Below are 24,292 nucleotides of genomic sequence, written 5' to 3'. Positions count from 1 at the left end.
TTACATTCAAGGAGCGTTGGCATCAGGATCGTCGGTAATTATCGCAGCCTTAGGGCGGCGCAAGCGTCTTGGCAGGGGAAATATCTTCCTATTGCCAAGCGGCCTCGTAGCCGCTAAACGACCACCTCGTCAGTTCGACGCGCCGCTTGCGGCGCAGAACGGACCGCAGGCGCCCGTAGCTCAGCTGGATAGAGCACCAGACTACGAATCTGGGGGTCAGGAGTTCGAATCTCTTCGGGCGCGCCATTTGCGTATAAAGCCGCGAACACTCTTGCCGATTTGTTCTCCGGCGACGACAGCCTGTTCGAGGCTGGTTTTCGAGCCGTGAATGCGGACGACTTGGTCGTCGACCTCGATGGCTTCGACGACCGCCCGCAAATAGGCTCTGCGGAACGACGTTTCGCCGACCGTGATCTTTTCGCGCATGAACGTCCCGAATCGCTCGAGCTGGTCCGGTTCGATTGCGATTGACGGCGCGGACTGGGCTTTGATCCGGTCCAGCGCGGCTTTCGCGCGCTCCCGCTCCGACTTGAGCGCGGCGAGACGTTCTCGCAAAAGATCGTCCATGTCGGTGACGCCGTCCTCGACCATTCCATAGAGACGCTTCAGCCTGTCCTCAGACTGGGCGATTTCCGCTTGGAGGGCTTCTACTCGATTGCGGACCTCTTCGTCGCCGGCGGCGCGCTTCTGAGCCAGGGACGTCAATATGCCGGCCAGCCGGTTCGGGCCGAATAGCCGATCGGCGAGATGGGTCGTGACCAGCCCGTCGAGCCGGTCCATCGGGATCGAGCGCCCCTTGCAGCCGGTCTTGCCGACGCGGGCGGCCGTGGAGCACGTGTAGTAACGATGCACCTTGCCGCTCTTCGAGGTCCCGGTGCGCAGCGTCATCGCGCCGCCGCAAGTGGCGCAGACGGCGAGCCCCGTGAGGAGGATGGGGCCAGTCACGACGCGGGGCGGCAGGACGCGCGGGTCGCGGGCTTTCAGGCTCGCCTGGGCCTTGTCGAACACGGCCGTTTCGATGATCGGCGGAACGGCGATCTCGATGACTTCACTTTCGGCCTTGGCTCTCCCGGTTTTGGCCTCGCGCTTGTTGAAGCGCCACCGGCCCGCATAGACCGGATTGGTCAAGACCTTGTGGACCGACGCGACGCCGAAGCGCGCGCCGAGTCGCGTTCTCAGCCCGCGCCCATTGAGCGTCTTGGTCACCTCCTTGACGCCCATCGGCCCCTTGCCGGCCTCGCCTTCGAGATACAAGCGGTAGATCATCCGCACGGTCTCGGACTCAACAGGATCGACGACGAGCTTTTTCTTGGTCCTGTGTCCGCGCTTCTCCACCTCGGCGAGCGCATAGCCGAGCGGCAGGCGTGAGCCATTGTAGAATCCCTGGCGGGCGTTCTCCTTCATCGCGCGCAAGACATGCTTGCCATTCTCGCGGCTCTGATATTCGTCGAACAGCGCGATGACCTGCCGCATCATCACCTGCGCCGGGTCGTCGCCGAGCTCCTGGGTGATGGAGACGAGCCGCACATTGTGCTTGGCGAGCCTGCGCACATACATTTCCAGGCCGAAGGCGTCGCGGAAGAAGCGAGAGAACGAATGGACCACGATGACGTCGATCGGATGATCGTCGTCGCAGGCGCGTTCGATCATGCGTTGAAACTCTGGCCGATGGTCGTCCATGGCGGAAGCGCCGGGCTCGACATATTCGGCGACGATGCGCCAACTGTGGCGTGTGCAATAGGCGCTCGTCTGCGCTTGCTGGTCGGGGATAGAGAGGTCGACCTCCGCCTGCCGCGTTGTCGAAACCCGGAGATACAGCGCGGCGCGGGTGCAATCGGGCATGGGGGAAACTCCCGTCGGCATCAAATTCATGGCGCGAGTCCGATCAATCGGCCGAGTCTATTCCCGAGATGCGCAGGCGTCACTGGAATTTCGGCTGCGCCAGCGACAATCGCCCCGGATCTCCCGCAATGAGAAGCAAAACGAGCCGCGGAGACCGCGGCTCGAAAATTGTGAGATCGACAATCTCGCCGTCAAACGGCCCGCTTCAAAACTTCGGAAACGAATCGAGGCGACCGATACGGACCAAGTCGGTCAGCGCCGAACGGACCTGCGGCCAGGGAAATTCGGGGCAGTTCTCGCACCATTCGCCCTCGCGGAGCACAGCGTGGAGCTTGGCCGCGACGCCTTCGACGGTCGACGCCGGCGTGGCCGCCAGCGCATCGGCGAGATCTCTCGCTATATCCGCGGCTCGCTCTTCGTCTTTTTTGGCTTCGGAGTAGCCGACAGCCATATCGGCGGCAGCCCAGCGCGCCCGATAGATTTCTTCCTCGATGGCGCAGCCCGCCTCGGCGCCTTCGGCATCGTCGACGCCGTCTGACGCGCGGATCATCTGCATCAATTGGGTTTCCAAGCTCTGCTGCTTCTGGCAGAGAACATCGGTGAGGTCCTGGGCGGTCTTCCATTGCGTCCACAGGGACGTTGCCGGATCGACGACCATCGTATGAGACGAATCGACGCTCGCGATTCCCTTGAAAGGCGCCGGCGTGACGGCGCCGACGCTCGCAACCAACAAAGTCCTTCGGGTGAAAGCAGACGCACTCGTGATAGCCTCGGGGTCAGCCATGATCCGAGCTCCTCATAAGCCGGGTTGTGGTCAGGCCGGGCGAGGTGTTGACGCACGTCGTCCGGCCGCACAGGCGCGTGGCGCACATGTCTCGAGGCTGTTTCCAGTTGCTCGGGCGATGTGATAGCGAGAACGCCATGCGAGTGGAATCATATCACGTCCGCCGCGGAGATCAACAATATATCATATGAGCTGTATGTGATCACAGGAGCGCAAATACGGGCGGCGCGCGCCCTCATTCGTTGGACCGCCGAAGACTTAGCGTCTACCGCAAAAGTCGGCATCGCCACCGTGCGACGCGCCGAGGGCGAAGACGGGCAACCGTCGACGACCGCTGCAAACCTGAACGCTATTCGCATCGCCTTGGAGAATGCAGGCGTGGAATTCATTCCCGAGAATGGCGGCGGCGCCGGCGTGCGGCTGAAGAAGTAGAGGGGTCGCCGTCGACCGGCAACAAGTGGGCGATCTTCGTTTCCTTGCCCCTTCATCGACGTGGTCCGAATCGTTGGTCGAACAAGTCGCCGAGCCACGCCTCGATTACATCGACCTCGGCGCGCGTGACCGGGACTTCTTCGGGCCAATCATCGGTGACAGTCCAGGTTTCGAGGTCTCGTTGCGCCTCTCGATCGATGTTCGACCGAGTTTCATTCCGCGTCGACGCGACCCGGCGATCGGCGCCGACGCAGCGAGGATCGAGAGGATTTGCACGCGCTCGGGACATCCCGGCAGGATCGCGCGCTCGATCTCGAACAAGAATGGCCTAATTTTACGCCGCGATGCGCTTTCCTACGCATCGCCATCGGAGAGAGGGTGAACGGATAACGGTCGGTTCATGATCGCCGCGCTCGCCGAGGTCTCGGCGACACGGCGAGTCCGAGGAAGACGAGCACCGCTTGGTTGAGACGCAGGATATCCTCTTCGTCCAAGCGCCCGATATGTGCGCCGATCTTCGATTTCGGAACCGTGGTGACCTTGTCCGCCATCAAGCGGCAGGGCACGCGCAATCCGTTGCGCTCGTTCGGCTCCACGGGCAGACGGAACAGAGGCGCGTCCGTCTCGTCTGTCGTGAAAGCGCAAATAGTGATGGAGTCCGTCGCGTCGAAACTGTCATCCTGTAGGATGACCACAGGGCGCGGCTTGCCTGCGTAGTCCTTGCCGCCGGCAACGGTCCAGATGTCGCCGCGTCTCATTCGTTACCGTTGTCATCGACGTCGATGACCGACACCGCATCGATGAACGATTGGTCATCGAGAGAATGGGGGCTCATAGCGACGGCGAGCGACTGGCGATGCGCCTCCGCCCGGAAGGAAGCGGCGCGCACATCCGGCACCCAAATCTGTATAGGGCGCAGCCCTTGGGCACGCAGGCGCTCGCGGTGATCCCGCACCTTGACGCGGGAGGGCTTGGGCTTCGCTACCGAGGCCATGATCATCTCCTGTCAGTTACATGTAACCTATCACGAGCCGTTACGTTTCGACAATCCCGACCTTTTGCATCGGCTCGGGTCGCGGCCGAGCCCCACAGGGCTCGAGGCTTTCATCATAGCCCCAGCCCACGCTTCCGGCCGAGGTCCCACTCGATGCCGCCGCCATCACGGTGAACGCCGCTGAGATATTGGCCGATGCGCTTTTCGAGAACGGGCTGCCAAGGCACGAGCTGGAAGCCGAGACCATCCTCGATCATCGCGAAGCGCCCGCTGGCTAGATTGGCGACGCCAGCCAGCCGCCCCGACACATATTCGCCCGGCCCGCTCGGCGAATACGACAAGCCGCGCTCGGCTGCCATCTGCCGGCCGACACGTTCCACCTCCCGCCGCTCCAACGTAGCGATAGCGCCGCGAGGGATGGAGATGGATTTTCCCTTGTCCGTGGCGAGACCCATTTCCACCAACCGCTCTCCGCGCCGGTGGAGCGCATTCTTCACGTCCCGACCGAAGCCTGCTTCTACTAACGAAGTCTGCTTGTCGGCGACGAGTTCACGGTCGAGCCATGTCGCTCCGTCGCTCGCGATCTGCCGTTCGAGGTCGAAGGTCGAGAGCGTGCGCACGCGGAGTCCATCGCCGCCCTGAGCGAGGCCATAGGCTCGGCCGCGCTCGACAATATCCGTCGGCACGCGCCAGTGATCCGCGTCGACGCGCTCGACATGGCCGGCCCGGCGCAGCGCCTCCAGCCGGCGGACATGGAAGCGAACGAATGCGTCCGGGTCCTTGCCTTGCCGCTCGAAGCTATCGCGAATGCGTTCGAGATGAGCGCTCGGCCGGTAGACGCCGTCGTTCTCCGCGACGATGGCGATGTTGCGGTCGGCGGGCCTCGGACCGGAAACGGCGGGCGCGGCTTCGACGATCATGCCGCGGCCAACCTCCTCGATGCGCATCGGATCGGCGAACTCCATGTGATGGACTCGTCCGTCGACGCCGTCGACGACGAGATAGACTCGCTCGCTCAACTCGTCGCCGGCCAGCCCCTTGGCCAGCACCCGGCCTACGATCGGCTCCTTTCCGGTCTCCCCGCAGCAAACATATTGCGCGACGCCGCGCTCATCCCCCAGACCGTGACCGGCCAGCGCCCGGCGGATGGTCTCGATCGCTTCGCTGCGAACGCCGAGTTCCTTCAGCATTTGCTCCGCATGGTCGGAAATCGCCCACCGCCCCGTCTCGAGTTCGGCAGCGAGGCCATAACGTTCCAGACGCCGCACGCGGCCGAGCAGCAGCGCCCGGTTCTCTCGGACGAGATAGGAGGCGTCCTCGGCGGGCCTGAGATCGACGGCGCCATGCTCGCGCTGCTCGGCGATCAGCATCTTGTCGAGCCGCGTCAGCCGCTCCGCCGCAACTTCATTCGCGAGCTTCGTCTGAAGCTCGATCTCGCTCTGGTGGCCAAGTTCCAGCGTGACGAGCTCGCTCGCCCGGTGACGAACGCCGTGAGCGATATAGTCGCCGGCGATATGGAGGATGCGGCCGTCGTCGAGCACACCCCGGACGATGATGTGGGTGTGGGGATGGCCGGTGTTGTGATGGTCGACGGCAATCCAGTCGAGGCCCGTGTCGAGGTCCTTCTCCACCTGCCGCATAAGGTCGCGGGTGAAGCCTCGCAGGTCGGCCATGTCGCTGGCGTCCTCCGGCGCGACGATGAAACGGAACTGATGACGATCGTCGCGTCCGCGCTCGACAAAGGCGCGGCCGTCTGCCTCATTCTCGATCGCCGAATAGGCGTGGCCCCTCTCGCCGTCGCGAGTGACGCCATCGCGTTCGAGATAGCGGAGATGGGCGTCGAAGGCCTTGCTCGCGGCGCCGCGCATCTTCGGACCATGCGAGCCGCGTTGTGGATTGAGCTTCACGACGCGCGCCTTGACGACGACGCGACGCGATCGAAACCGTCCGGCGGAATCGCGCCGCCAGCCGCCGCCGTCTCTCGGCAGCGACGCCGCCACCTTCGCGCCTCGTCCCCGCGCGTTGAACCGGCCGCTTCCTTCTCCTTTCCGGCCGTCCGCCAACGCCGGACCTCGGCCGATCCGGCCCGGATCGCCGCCCGCCTTTTGGACAGCGATCGCGACCTGCCGGATGAAGGAAAGCGAGCGCGGACGGCCGCTCCTTCCGCCAGTTCGGGACCGGCCGGGTCGAATGTGGAAATCGTCTCTGTCGTCGCTCGCCATTCCGTGACGATCGGCGTTGAAATCGGTCTGCACAACCGCCCTCAAACGCCGATCGCAGTCGGGCGTGAAAATACCGGCTGTAGTGTAGAGCCGGCGGGACATGCCACGTCACACCTCGCGAGCGCCGGCGTCTATCACGCTGCAAATACCGACGAATTCGATTCTGGCGGAAACCGCCGCACATCGCGCCGTATCATGCCTGCGCATTTGTAGCCTGCAAAAACCAATGTGCAGACAACCAATTACGAGCCTCGCGAGGTGCGAACGTCAGTTCGCTTTATCTTGCCCTCCTAATCGAGCGTCGTCATGTTCACTTCTTCCCCATGTGTGTCTTCGTCTTTGGATCGTATCCGTTTCCTTTCCTCGATGCGACAGCCTACGTCGGGATGCGCTGCGAAGCGCCTAGCGGCCATATAGTCGTTCGTGCTCGGTCCCGCGTGTCGAGCGGGCGCACATTTTTGCGTCGGGATCTCGGCGCCACAAGCAGTCGGGCGCGCTGTCGGCCTCCGAGGAGGCGTCATCGCCGGCAAGATATCGCGCTCTCCGCATCCGCTTCGATCCGCCAGGTTCTCTCGCCGAATGGCGGAACTCGTGTCGGCGCCACGCCGTCAATTCGTCGTCATGTCGTCGTTCCTGCGCGCTTCGATCGACTCCGGCGGCACCTCACGACGCGATCGCCAGCGTCCTCTTCGCTCCTCTTTTCGGCGAGCCCGAGAATTCTTCCTGCGCCGAGATGCGGAACGCGCCGTCGTCGATCCACATCCGATGCATGATGACGGCGAGCTTGCGCGCCACCGCGACGACGGCGCGTTTGTGGCCGCGCTTCGCCGCGATCTTGACACCCCACGCCTTCACGGCGCACCATTTCTTGGAGCGCACGAGCATGGCGCTGGCCGCTTCGTAGAGCGCCGTGCGCACTTCGCCGTCGCCGCATTTGGAAATGTGGCCGTCGATATCGATCGTATCGCCGCTCTGGATGCGGCGCGACGTCAGTCCGAAATGGGCGCCGACGGTCTTGGATTTGGCGAAGCGGGTCGGATCGTCGACCGCCGCTTTGAACGACAGAGCCGTCACCGGACCGACGCTCGGAATCGCCATGAAGCGGCGGCAGAGCTGGTCGCAGCCGACGAACTGGACGAGCAGCGTGTGCAGCCGCTTGTATTCGCTCCACAGCGTCGACCAGGCGCGCAGCATGCACTCCGTCACGCCGGCAATGAGCCGGTGATGCGCCACGAGCTCGTGCACGCGTCTCGAACGAGCTACGCTGAACGCGCGGACCCAGCATCAAACCGAACACTTTCAGCGACTGACGAACTTCATTCTCTATGTCGGGAAGCTTGCGTTTCAGCGTGCGCCGATGCGTCAGCAACAATAGCAGCCGATGGCTCTCCACGCTCTTCACATGAACCGGCCGGAACCAGCCAGTGCGCACCAGCTGCGCGAGCCCGTGGGCGTCGCTGCGGTCAGTCTTGTTGCGCTGAATCTTCAAAGCGGCGGCCGCCTGTCGGCTTTCCAGAAGCACCACGGGCAGAGGCCGAGCGCCGCCAATTCGCGGTGCAGCCAGGGCGCCACCGAGCCGACTTCATGGCCGATCCGTTCCAGACGCGGCAGATAGGGTTCGAGCGCCGCGGCGATCACGCCGGGATCGGTCGGAACGGTCGTCTCCAAGACGGTCTCGCCGTCTTTGCTCGCCACCACGCAGATGGTGGTCTTTGTCGAAGAAGTGTCGAGGCCGGCGCAGAAAGTCATGGGAATTCATTCTTTTCGGCGGATCATCGTTGAACCGCCGCCACTATGCCCGACACTCCGCTCGACTGCCGAACGGTTCCCACCAAGCCCGAATACGTCCGCAGTGTTGCGGTCGTATTCAGTGCTGGTTTACCTTTTGCCGCTCTCTCTTCGTGGCGCTGCGCTCGGATACGGCCGCGTATGAGTTGAACGCGGATCACGCTCGCCATTTTTGTGCGCGCGTTCGAGGCCGGGCGAACGGCCCTAGAAATGCTGATCGACACGCAAATTTCAGTGGTCTGACTGCACGGGCCATGCTTGTTCATTACGTGCGCTCCGTCGACGGGGGCGTGACGAACAAGCCGTCGGAGCGTGGCGCGATAGCGGGCAGATCGCACGTGGCGGCAACAGCTGTCGTGTCGGTCGTCGTCCGAATTGGCGCCGGACGATTGGCGACGCGTCGGCTGTCGTTTTGCTCAATGAACTGCGGAGCCTTGTCCAGAGCGACAGGCCGGAGGCCGAGCGAACGGCGGATCGAGGGCTGTCATTTTCCTCGATCAAAGGGAAGAGCGCGGCTACATAGGCGACGGTCTCGGACGGCAATGAACGGCCCGTCGCGATAATCCTCGTAGCAGCGTGGCGCCGCATTATAGGCCGCATTGTCGCAGCTGCGAGAACAGCCATTAGTTTGTCTGAGGGGTCTCGAAATCGCCCGGGCCTGATCAGCGGTGAACGGCCGGTCGCGCATTCTGAAGGCCTCAACGGCGTTCTGCATGTCGACGGTTATGCCCGGGTCGAGCGATTGGCCGCCAAAGACGACGCAGTGCTCGCCGCCTGTTCGGCGCGCACGAGCCGCAAGTTTTACGAAGCATCCGAAGCCACGGCCGTGCTCGTGGTGGCCGAAGCGTTGCGCCGGACCGGCGACTTCATGCCGCGTCGAGACACGCACGCATATATATCTATAATTCATATAAACTATATAGACATATGCAGACGCTTGTTATATAAGCCATTGCTGGCCCATAGTAAGATGAGGTCGACAGCGATGCAAAAGGTCCGTGACATTGCCGATGACGTGAAGGGCTTCGGACGGATATTGGCGCGTGCGCGTAAGGAGAGAGGATATAGTCAGCTCGCGCTGGCCTTGAGAGCGGAGGTCTCTCCCAAGCATCTCAGCTTTCTCGAGACGGGTCGATCGAGACCTAGCAGAGCGATGTTGGCGACGCTCATCGAAACTCTGGCGGTGTCGGAAGATGACAAGAAGGATTTCTATGTCGCGGCGGGTTTCGCGCCGCGCGAAAATCCGTATTTCGACGATATTTGCTCCTCGACACTTTCCGGGATGTCGCTCATCTTGCGGAGCGCCGAACCCTTTCCGGCCGTCGTGCTAGATCGATTCTGGCGCATCGTCATGATTAACCGACCTTACGGCGCGTTTATCGAGGCGCTCAGTCGCGGCCGCATCGTCTTGAAGCAGGCATATATGCTGTTGCCTGAACCAAGGGTCAATTCGATCGAGGCGATGATCGGCTCCGACTATTATCTCTCGCGCGTCTTGTCATGGCGCGAGACGATTGCATCGGAACTGTCTCGCGTGAAACGAGAAGTCGCGGTCGATGCCGATTCGCAACGACGCGAGTGGTTGTCGCGGATCGAGATCGACGCGCGTTCTCGCGGCCTGATCTGCGGCCCGGAGTTCCAGCGGCGTAGCGACGACATCACGCCTTTTGTGCCCGTCAAGATGCGAATGGGGCCGATGGAGGCGAATCTGGTCAATGTCGTGATGCCGCTCCGGGGCGATGGAGGCGACCGCCTGTCCGGCCTGCGCGTCAAACTCTATTATCCGGCCGACAATCGCGCTGAGCAAGCGGTCCGCGATTATGCGTTCACGAATTGATCGACGGACGCGAGTTGCGGGCGACGCAGCGAAAATCCAGCTATTTTGTCGAAGATCCTCGCCACATGGAAGAGCCGCCGTTCCCTCCCCTTCGGCGCGACCAATTGGCAGCCCACCGGCAATCCCTCCTCGGTAAAGCCGGCGGGCATCGCCAAGGCCGGATGTCCCGTGAGGTTGAATAGACAGGTAAAGCCGATATCGGTGGGCGATATGGGTAGCCTGTCGTCTGGCTCCGCCGCTGTCAGCCGGTCGATTCGCGGCGGCGCAAAGCATTGAACCGGCGCCAAGATCAAATCGACGCCGACGAACACATCCTCGATCGCGGACGTGAGGCGCTTTCGCTGGATAACCGCCGCCTCGACCCTATCGGCATCGGCCGTCGCGCCGAAGGCGAGCAATCGCCGCAGGCTCGGCGAAATCGGCGTTTCCAGCCCTGCGTGGACACCCACCGCTTCCCGAGCGCAGAGGATCATCCAGAGTTCTGCGCATTCGCGCCAAGCAGGCAGATGAATCGGCTCCAGCTTCATTCCGAGATCGACGAGGCGGCCCTCGGTCTCCCTCATCGCTCGCGAAATGAGCGGGTCCACAGCCTCCTCGCTCCAAATTCGATCGACGCCGACGCGCAGCGCGCCTCCATCAGGCTCGTCGACTTCGACGCTTCTACGCGCGGCTCCGGCGAGCGCCATGAACAGCGCTTCGAGATCCGCTGGAGAGCGCGCCATCGGACCGACGTGGTCGAGCGACGGCGCGAGTGGAAAAACGCCCGTCGTGTCGACGAGGCCTGCGGTCGGCTTCAAGCCGAACAAATTGTTTGCGGCGCTCGGATGACGTATCGAGCCGCCGCTATCCGTTCCGACGGCAGCGAAGCAGAGGCCGGCCGCCGTCGCGACACCGGAGCCGCTGGACGAGGCGCCCGGCCAGTAGTCCATATGCCAGGGATTACGCGGCGCCCCGATGATGGGATCATGCAGACCGAATGCTCCTTCCGGAAGGTTGAGCTTGCCGAGCATTACGAGGCCGGAGTCGTCGAGACGTGTCACGACCGCGGCGTCGCGGATCGGATAGTGGTCGGTCAGTCGCGCTGCGCCGTTCGATGTGGCGACGCCCCTTGTCGCGAGAGAATCCTTGACGGCAATCGGCACACCGTGCAGCGGGCTTCTGATCCGACCCGCCTCCAGCTCCGCATCCGCACGGCGGGCTTGTCGCCGCGCCAGCGACGCGGACACGGTGACGTAGCTGCGCAAAACGGAATCCCGCGCAGTGATGCGGTCGAGCATGTGCTCGACGACATCGATCACGCGCAATTTGCGCCGACGCAATGCCTGCGCTAGCCGGACCGCCGTCCAATCGTGGATATGCTCGTTCACCGCGCCAAGCTCAAATTGCGAAGGGCCGCATTATACGCTTCTCGCCCGTCTCGGGTATGCAAATTGAAGAGCCGCCGCAACGAATAGTCGCTCCAGACCACCTGTTTTAATCTCTGCTTTCCCTGGAAATCGGCCATGCGGGCGTCGTAGCTCTCGATGAGAGCTGCATCGGCGGCGGCGTCATAACGCTCTTTGTGAAGGACTGCATCCTGCGGCAATCGTGGTTTTACTCCCGTGGGACGATCGGGATCCGGATAACCGACGCACATGCCGAAGATCGGAACCACATGCGACGGAAGCGCCAACTCATCCCGCAATTCCTGCTGATAAAGTCGTACGGCGCCGATGTAGCACAAGCCGAGGCCGAGCGATTCGAAGGCGACGGCGGCATTCTGAGCGGCGAGAGAGACATCAACCAGGGCCGTGGCCAAGGGGTCCAGATTATCGGGGTCGAGATTGTCGCCGTGCGCGGAGATCCTTTCGGCAACGCGTCGATGCCGCGACAAATCAGCGGACCATATCAGATACAGCGGAGCTTCACGTATCCACCTCTGGTCGGCGACACCGAGACAGAGGCGTGCCTTTCTCGCCGGGTCCTCGACTGCGACCACGCTCCACAATTGCAGGTTGAGCGAGGACGAGGCCGATTGGGCTGCGGCGATTGCCGCCTGCAGAGCCCATGGCTCTACTGATCGCGGGAGAAATGCGCGGACGGAACGATGCCCGAGCAGAACCGAGAGCGTCGGATTCCACTGCTCCGGCTCCGTGCAAGGCACGCGATAGCGCTCGTCCAACGCTGCGCGCGCTTCGACCTGCGTGTTCGTTGCCGCGATCGCAGATCGGATGTTTACGGCGGATGTCGACATTCGAAGGCCTTTCATGAGAATCGTCCGATCGGCCGCTGTCGCGGCCGAAAGCAGCTCGCGAACTCGCAACCGATGATGATCGCAATCGGTCCAATCAAGCCAATCTTCTCACCTCCGCGATGAGTTCCCGGCGTAGCGCTGTATCCTGCTCGGTCTCGGTCGACGCTTCGATCTGCGCGATATCGATGCCCGCGCGATGGAACGCGACAATCTGATTGGCGACGCTGCCAACAGAGCCGACGAGGAGATTGTCGAATGCGCGGCGAAAATCGTCGAGCGCCAGAGCGCGCAGATCGAAAGCGTCCGTCGCGAGGCGCTCGTCTCTCTCCCGGTTTCTGGCCGTTTGAGCTGACGCCGTGATTTCGGCGAGCGGACGGCCGCTCAATAATTCTTCCGCCCTGCGGCGAAGCCTGTCGGCGATCTGTCGTGCGCCCGTATCTGTCTCTCCGAGCACCACCTTGAAATATTTCCAATATCTTAGACGCCGACCTTGTTGCGACGCAATTCCGCCGACGCGGTCGACAATGCTTCTCGTCTCCTCGACTGTTGGAAAGGAGGTGGCGTAGATATCCGCATATCGTGCGGCAAGATGCGTAGCGGCCTCCGATGATCCACCGATGGATATGGGTGGCCGAGGCTGCTGAAACGGACGGAAACCCACCCGAGCGTCCCGCACGCGATAATATTTTCCCTCGTAATCGAAAGGCTCCGCGGATTCCAGGGCCTTGGTAAAGACATCGAGATATTCCGCGGCGCGTTCATATCGTTCGGCCTTTGGAGAGAAGTCGCCGTCGCGCTGAACATCGACGTCGCTCGAGCCGACGACGATGTGAACGGCGGAACGTCCGCCCGACAGCTTGTCGAGGGTGGCGAAAGACTTCGCAGCGACAGTCGGTTGTGTGACTCCCGGACGGTGGGCTACTGTGATCCTCAGGCGCGTCGTCGCGGACAGCGCCCAACCGGCGACGAGCCACGGATCTGGCCAAGCGCTGTAGATCGTGACCAAAGCGCTGTCCAAACCATCACTTTCCTCTTGCCGCGCTTTTTCCTGAACAAAGGCGGCCGTGACATCGCGGCTGCGCGGATCGGGAAGCGTCCTCGCGGCCTGACGGTCGAACGCAGTGTCGCCGGGAAGAGCGGCGGGGCGGACCCCTCCACGAAGGTCGATGGTCATGGCAAAATGCTCCTTCTTGATCGGCCGCACGGTGGACTAGAATTTGTAAGCCATACGGGCATAATAATAGCCTCCGTTGACGCCGAAGGGCGAGAACGTCGGGAACACCGTCGTATTGAAGACCCGCGTCGACAAAAGCGTCTCATTGGGTCGAACGGCGAACAAATTATTCGCCCCGATCGCCGCGTGCAGGCCGATGCCGAAGTCATAGCCGATTTCGGCGTCGGTAATGAGTTTCGGCGTTATTACATTCGTATAGTAGGGCGCAGTATCGGTCGTCGGCGTCGCCGAAACCGCCGAAACGGTTCCATATCTGGTCAGCCGTAATGTGAAGGTCCACGCGTCTTTCAGATAGGTGGCGCCGAGAATGATCTTCGTATGCGGTACCCAATCCGTGATATTCGAACGCGCCACCGGATCGAGGAGCGGCGCGCCATTGAATGCTGCTGGCGACTCGCGCACGCCCAGAATGCTGGTGCTGTTGAAGCTTGCCGCGAAATCGTATCGTAATGCGCCATATTGGTCGAAATCCACGGCATAGTCGGCCTTGATGTCGACTCCGCGCGTGCGCGTGTCGGCGCCGTTGAGGAAATAGCTCGCCGTCGCATTGGCGGTCGGATCTATGACATTGCCGCTCGCCGTGATCGCGGCAATCGCTGCAGGGCCGGTCAAGGCTCCCGTCGAAACGATACGATCGCGGATGTCGATCTGATAGAGGTCGACGGATCCATGTAGCCCCGGCGTTATCTCGGTCACCAATCCCACGCTGATATTCGTCGACTTTTCGGGTCGCAAGGACCGTGCGCCGGCGATGGCCGCCGCGTTCGAATTGGGCGGCAAAATCACATAAGCCGAAGTCGGCGACACGGCAGATTGCGAGAAATATTCCTCCGCCAATGTCGGAGCGCGAAACCCGGTGCTCAACGTGCCGCGCACCGCCAATTCCCGTGTAAAATCGAAGCGCGTGGACAGCTTGCCATTAAGTGTGCCGCCGAAGTCGCTGTAGTTTTCATAGCGTCCGGCGACGTCGACCTTCCAGTTCGGGAGGAGCTTGGTGCTCACATCGACATAGCCCGCATAGACGTCACGACCGTGGCTGCCGGCGTCGGTCGGTCGAATTCCGGCGAAAGCGGCAGGGCCGGCCGAATAATAGGACCAAAAGTCGCCTTGCTTGATTTGATAGGTTTCACGCCTGTTTTCCGCGCCGATGGCTACGTTGATCGGCTCCGGCGCAATGCTCAGCGAAAACGGTTTGATGAAATCGACATTGATCGTTCGCTGAGTGTTCGAATACTGCCCGATATAGAAACTCGTCGGCGTCCAACCAGCGCCTCTCGTCGCGAGCGTATCATTGAACAAGGTTCTGTTGGCGGAGCTGTTCAGGCCGACGTCGATGTTGTCGCCACCGTAGGTCAGGCTGACGTCCCACCGCCCATCCCCGAGGAAGACTCCCTTCGAACCGATCGTGCCCGACCAGTCATACTCGCTTATCTTCTCCGCCGGAACAAAGCCGTTGGGGTAGATGACAGTGTTCGGGGATGTCCCATTGAAGTCAGGCGCCCGGTAGTTCTGGAAGGATTCGGCTACGCGCGTTCCGCCCGTACCAAAGGCGTAAAGCTCGATTCCATTATCGAGTTCGAGGCCCGAATTGACGCCGAGCAGAGGCAGGAGATATTTGGGATCGCCGATGACGGCGGCGACATTCGGATCGATCCATGGATAAGGGGTGCCTGGGCCGACGCGCAGGCCATCCTGAAACACATTCTGATCCGACCCGGTCTGATTGCTATGCAAATGAGACGTCAACTCTCCGCTCAAATGCACGAATCCGCGCCCGTCGAGATCGAATCCCTTGTCGATTTGTACATTTCGAGTGAAGCCGTCGCCGAGCGAATTGGGATTGTAGCTCTTTCCATATCGACCGATGACCGCGTCGATTTCGCCCTCGTCGGGCGAATTCTTCAGAATGATGTTGACGACGCCGGCGATCGCGTCGGATCCGTATTGAGCGGCCGCGCCGTCCTCCAAGATTTCGATGTGGTCGACAGCCGAGACCGGGATCAAATCGAGATCGGCGCCGGCCGAACCTTTTGGGAAGCCTCCGGTGGAAATGACGGCTGTTCCATGCCGGCGCTTACCGTTGACGAGGACGAGAACATGGTTCGCCGTGAGCCCACGCAGACGCGGCGAACGGACGAGAGCGCTCAAATCAAAATTGACGGCGTTGGCGTTATAGGACGGCGCAAGACGTAGCAGCGCATCCAAAATATTCGTCTGGCCCGTTTCTTTCAACTTTCCCGAACTGATAATCGTAATGGGCGAAGAACTTTGTCTGGCATTGATCCCGTATTCGCGCGTGCCGGTCACGATGACATCCTCGATCGCGGCTTCTGACGGTGTAGGATGATCGTTGGCTGCGGGAGCCGCCCGAGCGGCAATTGGCGCGCCGAGCGCCAGAAGGCAGACGCTGATCCATCTCTTCTGTTTAAAGAAAATAGCGATGTATTCGCACTCACATCTCGTGTACAACATCCTCTATGAATCCCTATACTTGGTGGCGACAGAGCGGTTTCTCGCATTGCGAAAGCACTCTTTATCTATATTGACCCAGGCCTTTGCTTATGAGCAATTACCTCGGAGGTAATATTTGGCGAAATCTCGTTCATCTTCCTCGCTCTAGTCGAGCCATTGCGGTGTTCGCGCATGGCGGTCTCTCCGACGATGGTCGGTAGAGAATTCGATGGCTATCGATCGGGTCGACATCGCTTCTCATAAGCGGCGGCGCTCATCGATGAGGCGCGCGCAGCGCTTCCGTGCGACAATGCCGGATCACCATTTTGCGGCGAGCGTTACGCCGGCCATCAAGGGCGCGCCGACCGTGCCCGAAACGAGGCCTGCGCCGACCTGCAGAGCAGACTGCTGGTTCGTATAATATTTCTGGTCGAGAGCATTATGTATCCATCCGACGAGCCTCCAGGCTTCGTCGTCGCTCTGGACGCCGACGTGCAGATTGAGGATGCCGTATGGGTGAATGATGCTGTAGATCGAATCGCTCGTCTCCGAATAAACCGAGCTCTGCCAATTGAAATCGCCCCCAACGAATCCGAGCAGTGGCTTGTCCAGAATGGGAAGCGTCGCGCCGATAGGCCGCTTGTATTCGCCGCCGACAGAGAACGACCAGCGAGGAACGATAGATAGGCGCTTGCCGGTGAAATCACAGGTCACATAGAGATTGGATACCTCCACTGGGCACGGCGCTGATTTAAAGGAATCGAAATAAGCATCGTTGAAGGTCGCCGAGCCGTACAAGTTCAAGCCTTCGATCGGCTGAGCCCGCACATCTGCTTCGATCCCGCGTGAAATTGCACGCTTCGCATTCGACAGAAAGCGCGTCGCGGTAACCCCCGATGAACTCAATTCCGCGACATTGGTGATGTAATTGCGGTCGACCATCCAAAATGCGGCCAGATTGGCGAGAAGACGGCGCTCGAAAAAATCGATCTTCACGCCGATCTCATAATTGTCGAGTTCCTCCGCCTTCACCGTCGGTTTCGCCCCGACAGGCAAATTGGCGGCTGCAAAGGCGATGTTCGGGCCGCCTGGACGGACGCCGTGCGAATAGGTGGCGTAACCCAGTACGTCGGGCGCAAATTTATATGCGATGGACAGCAGCCCTGAAGGAATGCCCTCATGCGTCGCCGCGCTATAATAATAATAGGGGAGACCGAGCTGGTTGCTTCGCAACGTCGCCGCCTGCAGTTGCTGGTTCACGGTAAGGCCATCCAGCGATTGGCCATATACTTGGCCAGTGGCCGCCGCCGATCTCGCTGTGTAGGAATAGCGCAAGCCCGCGCTGACGTCGAGATTGGGAGTTACATGCCAGGTCGCGTGTGAAAAGGCTGCAATGCTGTTGGTCCGAACGTTTGCGTAGCTGTTCCGATTGAGCCAATCGAGCGCCGTCTTGTCGACCAGAGTTTGTTCGGCGGTGGTCGGGTTGCCGAACCAAACGCCCGCTTGGCTGCCGTAACCCAACGAGTACCACAGACGGAATTGCTCCCAATAGTAGAATAGGCCGGCCGTCGCCTCGATCGCCTCGCCCTGCGGGGTGGATATTTTCAGTTCCTCCTGAAAGGCCTGAGCGGTCGTCACCGGATTGAGCACCCTATGCGTGTCGACATTGATTTGCGAGTTTCCTGTTTGATTTTGATTGAACCCATACTGTCGAAAAGCCGTTAGAGAGGAAAGCAGATATCCGTTCAGATTGTAGCGAATATCAGCGGAACCGCCGTAGCTGTCGACCCTTTCGTAGAAGCTCTGTGCGGCAATGTCGGTGGCGTAATTCGAGAGCGCATCGAAGGATGAGGGCGCATAGCCGACCTTTGCGGCGCGAACAAAAAAGTTATTTGGAAAGGCTGCGCCATTCGCGTATTGCGTCACGGCCCCATTGGGCAAAAATAACGAGTTGGCCGTATTGGCGTAAGAGTAATCGACAATAAAGCGAGCGGTCACATCATTGTCCGGCTGCAACAGCAATTGTGCCCGCACCCCCTTGTCATGCCAATCATTATAACGCTTTCCGGTCGTCGTGCTCGAACTGTATCCGTCGCGGTCGACCCCGTAGATAGACAGGCGAAACGCGGCTTTGTCGCTGCCGGCGATCGCTCCGGTCAGGCTTCCTTTGAGCTGGACGTGATTATACGTCCCATATGAAATCGCCAGCTTCGACTCCGGCTCGAAGGATGGCATGGCGGTGCTCATATGAACAGCGCCGCTAGTACTATCCCAGCCTCCTTTCGTCGATTGCGGTCCTTTCAAGACTTGTATGCCGACCAGATCCGGCACATCCGTCGTCCACGCCCCGGGACGCGCAAAATAGACCCCATCGACATAGATTGGGACCCCGTTGAAAATGCTGCTGAGATCGCTCGCATCCGAATTGCCTATCCCACGCACGTTGTAAGTGAGATTTTGAGGACTCGTCTGCTTTATAACCAAGCTCGGCACGAGCTTTCTCGCTTGCTCCAAATTGTCGATTTGCGCTGCTCGAATTTGATCTCGGGTTATGATGGTCGCAGCGACGGGCTTCGATTGTAGTGCGGTCGCTTGATTTTCGGAGTTTGTCGCCGACGTAACGATGACATCCTCTACCGTCGTGGAATCGGTCGGGGCTTGCGCAACAGCGCCGATCGGAAACAGAATGATCACCGCAGTCGGGAGCGCGCTGCTCGAAGTCAATCTCCACGTCTTTCGTAACCTCATCGCCTACTCCCTATACGACGCTCAATGAACTCAAGTCGAATTAAGCTACGTCGAATGGCGTTTTTCGCTCAATTACTTCGAAGGTAATATCGATCGTGACCTGCCCCCGAAGTTTCATCCAGCGGCGAGTTGAGTCCCTGCGGTTGATACGCCCGCGGGCGTGGGGTGAGCAACAGGCGATCGGCGGAGCTGGTCAGGGTTGCGCAGCCGATCGCCTGTTGCGGTGAGCGCGGCCGCATAGTCCGCCGGCGTCGCATAGCCGAGGGAAGAGTGCGGGCGCCGGTGGTTGTAGTCATGGATCCAAGAGCGGATATTCTCTCTCGCGTGGTCGAGCCCGAAGAACAGCGTCTCGTTGAGCAACTCGTCCCGCATGCGGCCGTTGAAGCTCTCGCAGAAGCCGTTCTGCATCGGCTTGCCGGGCATGATGAAATGCCATTCGACCTTGTTCGCCTCCGACCAGGACAGGACGGCGTTCGAGGTGAACTCCGTCCCATTGTCGGAAACGATCATGCCGGGCTTGCCACGCCTTTCGATCAACTCCGACAGCTCGCGCGCCACCCGCTTGCCGGAGATCGACGTGTCCGGGATCGCCGCCAGGCATTCGCGCGTCACGTCGTCGACGATGTTCAGGATGCGGAACCGCCGGCCGCTGGCGAGCTGGTCGTGCACGAAGTCGAGAGACCATCGGGCATTCGGCTTCGCCTCGACGAGAATCGGCGCCCTTGTTCCCACGGCGCGGCGGCGCGCGCGGCGCTTCCTTACCGTAAGCCCTTCCTCGCGGTAGAGCCGATAGATGCGGTTCTTGCCCGAGCGCTCGCCCTGCTGGCGGAGCAAAATGAACAGCCGCCGGTAGCCGAAGCGCCGACGCGCATTGGCGAGATCGCGCAGCTCGGCGCGAAGCTCGGCGTCGGCCGGACGATTCGACGCGTAGCGCGCCGTCTTGCGATCGATGGCGACAATCCGGCAGGCCCGACGTTCCGACAGGCCCATGACGGCCCGAAGGTGCGCGACGGCTTCGCGCTCGAGGCGGGCCCTACCATTTTTTCCCAGGAGCTCGCGAAGCGCCGCCGCATCGAGCATCTGATCGGCCAAGAGCTTCTTCAGACGGGCGTTTTCCTCCTCCAGCGCCTTCAGCCGCTTGGCCTCGGAAACGTCCATGCCGCCGAATTTGGCCTTCCAATTGTAGAGCGTCGTCTCCGAAACCGCGTATTTGCGCGCGAGGTCCGCCGCCTTCGCGCCGGCTTCCTGCTCCCGCAAAATCCCGATGATCTGCTCTTCCGTGAACCGCTTCTTCTTCATCGTGTCCGTCCTGCAATCGGCCGGACTCTAATCGATGCTGGTGGGATTTTTCAGGGGCAGGTCAATCGCGTGTCACGGCGACCGCGCGTCCGCGGACGTGGGAAGCGCTCTTGCGCAATCGCGCCGACGAGGGAGCGAATGCGATCTCCGGAGTCCGCTCGATGCTCCCCCGCTATTTTTCCGGGGGTGTATCGGTAGTGAAGACCGTCATTGCTACGGTGCGACGCCGCTCATGCGCGACTGCCGCAGCCGAGAGGAGGCCAAGCCGGACAGCATTGCGAGGAGAATGACGACGCCCCCGACATAGGCATTGGTCTGCGGGGAGAAATGATCCATCACCCCCGCCCCGATAAACGATCCGAAAGCGACGCCCAATTGAATGGCGGAGGTGTTGATGCCGAGCTGAACCGATGCGGACGAGTGGGTTTGCTCGATCAGATATTTCTGGATCGCCGGTCCGGGCGCCATATTGAAGACGCACCATAACATCATGAGCGCGAGCAGGCTGGTCAATGAGATGGTGCTGGCCGGAAGAGCGAGCACGGCAATGGCATGCAACGGCAAGAAAGTCAGGAAAGTTTTCTGCGCGCTGAGCTTGTCGGTCGACCACCCCCCCAGCCACGCGCCGAAGATGCCACCGACGCCGTATACCAGCAGCACCATACTGATCGTGACAGGGTCGAGGTCCATGGTTTGAGCCAGGAAGGGGCTGATATAGGTAAAGATCGTAAACTGGCCTGTCATCTGCAGGAGGGAAGCGAGATGGGCAAACACGGATTCTTTGTCGAGCGTCGCTCCCATCTTCTTCCGTAGAGGCGCAGCGGGCGCGCCGGGCAACTGGCGCAGTTTGGACCGCACGACGGGTATGATGAGAATCGTCACCGCCGTCAAAAGGAAGAAGGTCATTCGCCAACCCCACTGCACGCCGACCAGCGTACCCAGCGGAACGCCCAGCACCAGGGAAGCGACGATGCCGGAAAAGATCATGCCGATGGCCCTGCCGCGCTGATCCTCCGTGACCATTGCCGCCGCCAAGGTGATCGCCAGCACGACGATGATCGAACAACTGGACGCAACGATGATTCGCGACGCCATCAGGAGCAGGAAGCTGCCGCTCGCCGCGCTGAGCAGATTGGCTCCGGCGAACACCACAAGGCTCGTGACCAGCAGCTTGCGGCGTTCGATATGCGAGGTCAGCGATATCAGCACTGGAGCGCCGAGCGCATAGACCAGCGCGTAAACGGTCATCAATAGGCCTGCCGATCCCAGCGAAATCTGAAGATCTCGGGAAATTCCGTCGAGAATTCCGGCGATGACCAATTCGGCGGTTCCGACTACGAAGGCCAGAAGCGCGAGGATGAACACGCTGGGATTCATCTCGTCAAACTCCGATGTTCGCGCATGTGGTCGGTCCGGCGCATCTCACCCTCGACTTCGACCTGTTCGACATCGGTTGGCGCAGGCTGTCGAAGCGGTCCGCGGTCATCCATCGGACGGTGCAGCTCGTAGCGATAAGGGCCGAGGAGCAGCAAGAAGCCGATGGCGACGACGAGTGCGACGTCGAGCGCCCACAAGGCGGCGACATAGGAGCCGTGCTGATCGAAAAGATATCCGAGCAGATATGAGCCGAGGCCGATCGAGAGCGCGAAAGTGAAGGGCTGAATCGATCCGTAAATGACGCTGAAGTGCCTCAGTCCACAGTAGCGGCTCACAAAATATTGCGTTGAGCCGCTCTCCCCCCCGCCGCCGAATCCGACAAGTAGAATGGCGAGCGGCAAAAGCGTGCTTCCGGGCCCGGCCTGCAACAGCAACAGGCCGGCGAGCGCGACTGCCGCGAACGGCAGGACGATCCGCGGGGTGTCGAAACGATCGAGCAAATGCCCCAGGACCGGCTGCGAGAGGCTCATCCCGATCCAAAGCATCGAGAAGGTCGCAGCCGCGTCAGTTCTGGACAGTCCGCGTTCGATCAACAAGGGTACGCCATGAGTGATGAGACCGGACATCACGAATACGGTCAAAACGAGATTGCCGATGACGAGCCAGAACCTTGCAGAGAGCCACGCTTTGACCAGCGTGTCTCCCGAATGGGCGTCGGGAAGAGGCCTGTCGTTGGCCGTCGTCCATGGGCGCCGCGGTTCATGGAACAGCAGCCAGATGAGAGGCGTGGCGACGAAGAGCTCCGCTCCGCCGTAGAACAGATAAGACTGGCGCCATCCAAACGTGTCGACGCACCAGCGGCCGACGACCAAGCTGAAGGCTCCGCCGAGGCCGAAGCCGAGCCCGAACAATCCATATGCCAAGCCTCGCCGATGTGTGAACCACATCCCGATGATCTTGCCGTAAGGCAGGTTTCCAGGCGCTAGAAGTCCGATGATACAGAAAAGGCTTCGAATGGCGAGACCATTCTCCGCAGATGCGAGCGCCGAGATCGCCAACGCTAGCAAAAAGGTGAGCAACGGCAACATCGGGCGAAGCCCGTAGCGATCCATCAACCAGCCTTTGACGGGACTCCCGAGCGCCACCGACAGACCGAAAAGCGTAATCATGGAGGACGCTTCCGTGCGGTCCCAACCGAATTCATCGCTCATCGGTTGGATAAACAGGCTGAAGCTATTGAGCATGAAGCCTGTAGGGCCGAGCATGACGCCGATGATCGAAACGATGAGGACGCCCGTCGCCGAAAGAGAAAATTCTGTTAGCGAAGTAGGACGCATCATTTTTCTCCAGTGGCGTCTGAAACGATATCGAACCACTCCGCAGCGCCGGCGCTGGACAGATTGAAGCCGAATGGCCGATCAGTAATTCATTTTTCCGACCGACGCTTCGAGCAGCGCCACACTCGAACCGTTATGTCCGTGACATATCCCTTATCCCGCATTCGTCGTTCGGCGATGGCGCCCGCCGCCGCGAAAAATTCCGCGGCGCGCTCCGGCCCGACAACGCTGCTATAGTATGTGCCGAACGTCGCCGCGTGGAAGCGCTGGTACTCGGTCGAATCGTGCACACGCAGCACGGCCCGGCGCTCGGAAACGGAGTCGATCGCGAAACAGCGCTCCAGCAGGCGTCGAAGAGCGGACATATCGCGGGTGCGGGTTCCAAGCGGGATAATGCCAGCCTCGCGGAATGTTTCGGCGGCCGTGTCCGTTCGGCAGACGCCCATGATGGCTAGCGCCTGCCGCACGATGTCGTCCTCCCCGCCGAGGCCTTCATCGTCGTGGTCGGGGTGATGCGACGTCAGGAGAAGAACCCCTCCTGGCGTAAGATTTTCGCTGATCCACCGGAATGCATCCGCCTCCTGCGGATACAACCAGTGCAGCACCGCCGTCATGGTCATCAATTCGGCTGGACGCTTCAGTGCCGGCGCTCCCAGCAGATCTCCTTCGATCAGTGTCAGCCGGTCACCGAGAAAGCCGAGCCGACGCCTCGCCGTCTCGAGGCGCATCGCGGATTTCTCCAGCCCGGTCACCGACTGCAAGTCCGGCCAGAGCGACGTCGCGGCTTCGAGCAGGCTCCCGATCCCGCAGCCGAGATCGGCTATGCTATGGGGAGAGAAACCGGCGAGTCCGAGCACCCAATCTTCGTCGCGACGCTGGAGAAGCGCGCTGGCTTCCTCATACCCAGCTAATGCGCTCGCCTGGTCGACGATCGTGCCAGCTATCCTCTCTCGTTCGATCGCGATATCGATCTCGACTTCGGCCGACAGCTCTACGCTCGCGGCGCCATTCTCGAGCCGCGCGGAGGCCGGAAATGGGCGAATGACCCATTCGCAGCCGTGCCCGGCGTCGTTCTCGAAGAGGGTCCATTGAGGATGACAGCCTTTTGCCTGGACGAGGGCAGACAGTAGCTTCGTGCAAAACGTACAAGCGGATTTCAGAGTGATCGGAGTGCCGGAAGCCCGCGCATGTTCGCGGTAATCCCAGATTGCGCAATGTGTATTGGTGAAAATGCCGACATCCGGATCCTCGTTCGCGATCTCGTAGATCGAGCCGTAGAGTTCCGCGTGCCGCGCGAGGCGATCGACGGCTGCGGCGGGAATAAAATAACCGTCCGGCTCGAGCGCGCGAGCGACATCGCCCGTCGCTTCTGCCCAAATATCCAGTTCGGCCGCACCGTAATGTTCGACGATGAATTTTTCGATGAGCGCCTGAGCTCGAAAGAACGCTCGCTTCCAGCCCTCGATATTCGTGCTATGAGGTGCCGGCAGATCGGAATAGATCTGGGCGCTCACCTCGACCCATGGAGCGATGTCTCGTTTTGCGTGACGCTGCAGAAGGGTCTGCGTCATTGCGGCCTGTGCCTCGAACAGGCGCTGTCGCCATAATGCCGCCTTTTCGTCTGTGCCGATCGATATCTTGCTCATGCGTACGAATCCAACGTTACATTCTCGAACAGAACGCGCCTGCGCATCGATACGCGCTTTCATGAGCG

Annotated in this window: 18 protein-coding genes, 1 tRNA gene and 1 pseudogene; 5 read left to right on the top strand and 15 right to left on the bottom strand. The window is 61.0% G+C overall.

Annotated elements, in window-relative coordinates; all coding sequences use genetic code 11:
* Nucleotides 1-169: 169 nt before the first annotated feature.
* Nucleotides 170-246, top strand: a tRNA-Arg gene (locus IY145_RS09125).
* Here the strand turns inward: IY145_RS09125 and IY145_RS09120 are convergent.
* Both IY145_RS09120 and IY145_RS09115 read right to left on the bottom strand, forming a co-directional pair.
* Nucleotides 217-1,842, bottom strand: a complete 1,626-nt coding sequence (locus tag IY145_RS09120; protein WP_246721887.1) for a recombinase family protein — start codon at nucleotides 1,840-1,842, stop codon at nucleotides 217-219. The two genes, IY145_RS09125 and IY145_RS09120, sit on opposite strands and share 30 nt — an antisense overlap.
* Nucleotides 1,843-2,047: 205 nt before the next feature.
* Entirely contained in the window at nucleotides 2,048-2,626 is a 579-nt protein-coding gene (locus IY145_RS09115; RefSeq protein WP_196407922.1) for a hypothetical protein, read from the bottom strand.
* A gap of 192 nt (nucleotides 2,627-2,818) precedes the next feature.
* Here IY145_RS09115 and IY145_RS09110 point away from each other — a divergent pair, with 192 nt between their 5' ends.
* Complete coding sequence (locus tag IY145_RS09110; protein WP_196410472.1) at nucleotides 2,819-3,058, top strand: transcriptional regulator; 240 nt, start codon at nucleotides 2,819-2,821, stop codon at nucleotides 3,056-3,058.
* Between the two features lie 25 nt (nucleotides 3,059-3,083).
* Nucleotides 3,084-3,440, top strand: a complete 357-nt coding sequence (locus IY145_RS09105) for a hypothetical protein (protein ID WP_196407921.1) — start codon at nucleotides 3,084-3,086, stop codon at nucleotides 3,438-3,440.
* Between the two features lie 16 nt (nucleotides 3,441-3,456).
* Here the strand turns inward: IY145_RS09105 and IY145_RS09100 are convergent, their stop codons facing one another.
* The 3 genes from IY145_RS09100 to IY145_RS25665 all read right to left on the bottom strand — a co-directional run bounded on the left by IY145_RS09100 (nucleotide 3,457) and on the right by IY145_RS25665 (nucleotide 5,422).
* On the bottom strand, nucleotides 3,457-3,816 hold the full coding sequence (locus tag IY145_RS09100; RefSeq protein WP_036286879.1) for a type II toxin-antitoxin system PemK/MazF family toxin: 360 nt from the start codon (nucleotides 3,814-3,816) through the stop codon (nucleotides 3,457-3,459).
* Nucleotides 3,813-4,052, bottom strand: coding sequence for an antitoxin MazE family protein (locus tag IY145_RS09095; protein ID WP_196407920.1), 240 nt, complete (start codon nucleotides 4,050-4,052; stop codon nucleotides 3,813-3,815). Before IY145_RS09095 ends, IY145_RS09100 begins: the two co-directional genes overlap by 4 nt.
* 113 nt (nucleotides 4,053-4,165) lie before the next feature.
* Nucleotides 4,166-5,422, bottom strand: coding sequence for a DUF3363 domain-containing protein (locus IY145_RS25665; RefSeq protein ID WP_246721881.1), 1,257 nt, complete (start codon nucleotides 5,420-5,422; stop codon nucleotides 4,166-4,168).
* On the opposite strand from IY145_RS25665, the gene IY145_RS25660 reads away from it, so the two are divergent.
* Entirely contained in the window at nucleotides 5,396-6,487 is a 1,092-nt protein-coding gene (locus IY145_RS25660) for a hypothetical protein (RefSeq protein ID WP_246721879.1), read from the top strand. The two genes, IY145_RS25665 and IY145_RS25660, sit on opposite strands and share 27 nt — an antisense overlap.
* A 450-nt stretch (nucleotides 6,488-6,937) precedes the next feature.
* On the opposite strand, the pseudogene IY145_RS09085 reads toward IY145_RS25660, so the two are convergent.
* Nucleotides 6,938-8,023 (bottom strand): annotated as a pseudogene (locus IY145_RS09085) (IS110 family transposase).
* Between the two features lie 667 nt (nucleotides 8,024-8,690).
* On the opposite strand from IY145_RS09085, the gene IY145_RS25655 reads away from it, so the two are divergent.
* A complete protein-coding gene (locus IY145_RS25655) occupies nucleotides 8,691-9,899 on the top strand; it encodes a helix-turn-helix domain-containing protein (protein ID WP_196407919.1) in 1,209 nt (402 codons plus the stop codon).
* Here the strand turns inward: IY145_RS25655 and IY145_RS09075 are convergent.
* From IY145_RS09075 to IY145_RS09035, 9 genes are all read right to left on the bottom strand, one after another.
* Nucleotides 9,881-11,266 carry an amidase gene (locus IY145_RS09075; RefSeq protein WP_196407918.1) on the bottom strand — a complete coding sequence of 462 codons (1,386 nt, stop codon included), beginning with the start codon at nucleotides 11,264-11,266 and terminating at the stop codon, nucleotides 9,881-9,883. The genes IY145_RS25655 and IY145_RS09075 overlap by 19 nt on opposite strands.
* Nucleotides 11,263-12,132, bottom strand: a complete 870-nt coding sequence (locus IY145_RS09070; protein ID WP_196407917.1) for a nitroreductase family protein — start codon at nucleotides 12,130-12,132, stop codon at nucleotides 11,263-11,265. The genes IY145_RS09075 and IY145_RS09070 overlap by 4 nt, the downstream gene beginning before the upstream one ends.
* A gap of 94 nt (nucleotides 12,133-12,226) precedes the next feature.
* Complete coding sequence (locus IY145_RS09065; protein WP_196407916.1) at nucleotides 12,227-13,306, bottom strand: LLM class flavin-dependent oxidoreductase; 1,080 nt, start codon at nucleotides 13,304-13,306, stop codon at nucleotides 12,227-12,229.
* A gap of 36 nt (nucleotides 13,307-13,342) precedes the next feature.
* The gene (locus tag IY145_RS09060; RefSeq protein WP_281433667.1) at nucleotides 13,343-15,838 is read right to left on the bottom strand and encodes a TonB-dependent siderophore receptor; all 2,496 of its coding nucleotides are present in this window, start codon (nucleotides 15,836-15,838) and stop codon (nucleotides 13,343-13,345) included.
* 297 nt (nucleotides 15,839-16,135) lie between these two features.
* A complete protein-coding gene (locus IY145_RS09055; protein WP_196407914.1) occupies nucleotides 16,136-18,541 on the bottom strand; it encodes a TonB-dependent receptor in 2,406 nt (801 codons plus the stop codon).
* A 138-nt stretch (nucleotides 18,542-18,679) separates the two neighbouring features.
* Nucleotides 18,680-19,864, bottom strand: a complete 1,185-nt coding sequence (locus IY145_RS09050) for an IS3 family transposase (RefSeq protein WP_196407913.1) — start codon at nucleotides 19,862-19,864, stop codon at nucleotides 18,680-18,682.
* Nucleotides 19,865-20,077: 213 nt separating this feature from the next.
* Nucleotides 20,078-21,241: an MFS transporter gene (locus IY145_RS09045; protein ID WP_196407912.1), complete on the bottom strand. Its 1,164-nt coding sequence runs from the start codon at nucleotides 21,239-21,241 to the stop codon at nucleotides 20,078-20,080.
* Nucleotides 21,238-22,617: an MFS transporter gene (locus tag IY145_RS09040; RefSeq protein WP_210332644.1), complete on the bottom strand. Its 1,380-nt coding sequence runs from the start codon at nucleotides 22,615-22,617 to the stop codon at nucleotides 21,238-21,240. The genes IY145_RS09045 and IY145_RS09040 overlap by 4 nt, the downstream gene beginning before the upstream one ends.
* Nucleotides 22,618-22,667: 50 nt before the next feature.
* The gene (locus IY145_RS09035) at nucleotides 22,668-24,224 is read right to left on the bottom strand and encodes a trans-aconitate 2-methyltransferase (protein ID WP_196407910.1); all 1,557 of its coding nucleotides are present in this window, start codon (nucleotides 24,222-24,224) and stop codon (nucleotides 22,668-22,670) included.
* Nucleotides 24,225-24,292 lie beyond the last annotated feature (68 nt).

This window comes from Methylosinus sp. H3A (assembly GCF_015709455.1).
Lineage (GTDB): Bacteria > Pseudomonadota > Alphaproteobacteria > Rhizobiales > Beijerinckiaceae > Methylosinus.
Note: the sequence above shows the minus strand (reverse complement) of the source record. Positions and strands in the feature narration are given on the sequence as shown.

Excerpts from the sequence above, each read along its gene's own strand:
- IY145_RS09120 (WP_246721887.1), bottom strand. The coding sequence starts at position 1,842 with ATGCCCGATTGCACCCGCGCCGCGCTGTATCTCCGGGTTTCGACAACG.
- IY145_RS09115 (WP_196407922.1), bottom strand. The coding sequence starts at position 2,626 with ATGGCTGACCCCGAGGCTATCACGAGTGCGTCTGCTTTCACCCGAAGG.
- IY145_RS09100 (WP_036286879.1), bottom strand. The coding sequence starts at position 3,816 with ATGAGACGCGGCGACATCTGGACCGTTGCCGGCGGCAAGGACTACGCA.
- IY145_RS09095 (WP_196407920.1), bottom strand. The coding sequence starts at position 4,052 with ATGGCCTCGGTAGCGAAGCCCAAGCCCTCCCGCGTCAAGGTGCGGGAT.
- IY145_RS25660 (WP_246721879.1), top strand. The coding sequence starts at position 5,396 with ATGCTCGCGCTGCTCGGCGATCAGCATCTTGTCGAGCCGCGTCAGCCG.
- IY145_RS25665 (WP_246721881.1), bottom strand. The coding sequence starts at position 5,422 with ATGCTGATCGCCGAGCAGCGCGAGCATGGCGCCGTCGATCTCAGGCCC.
- IY145_RS09070 (WP_196407917.1), bottom strand. The coding sequence starts at position 12,132 with ATGTCGACATCCGCCGTAAACATCCGATCTGCGATCGCGGCAACGAAC.
- IY145_RS09065 (WP_196407916.1), bottom strand. The coding sequence starts at position 13,306 with ATGACCATCGACCTTCGTGGAGGGGTCCGCCCCGCCGCTCTTCCCGGC.
- IY145_RS09060 (WP_281433667.1), bottom strand. The coding sequence starts at position 15,838 with ATGTTGTACACGAGATGTGAGTGCGAATACATCGCTATTTTCTTTAAA.
- IY145_RS09050 (WP_196407913.1), bottom strand. The coding sequence starts at position 19,864 with ATGAAGAAGAAGCGGTTCACGGAAGAGCAGATCATCGGGATTTTGCGG.
- IY145_RS09045 (WP_196407912.1), bottom strand. The coding sequence starts at position 21,241 with ATGAATCCCAGCGTGTTCATCCTCGCGCTTCTGGCCTTCGTAGTCGGA.
- IY145_RS09035 (WP_196407910.1), bottom strand. The coding sequence starts at position 24,224 with ATGAGCAAGATATCGATCGGCACAGACGAAAAGGCGGCATTATGGCGA.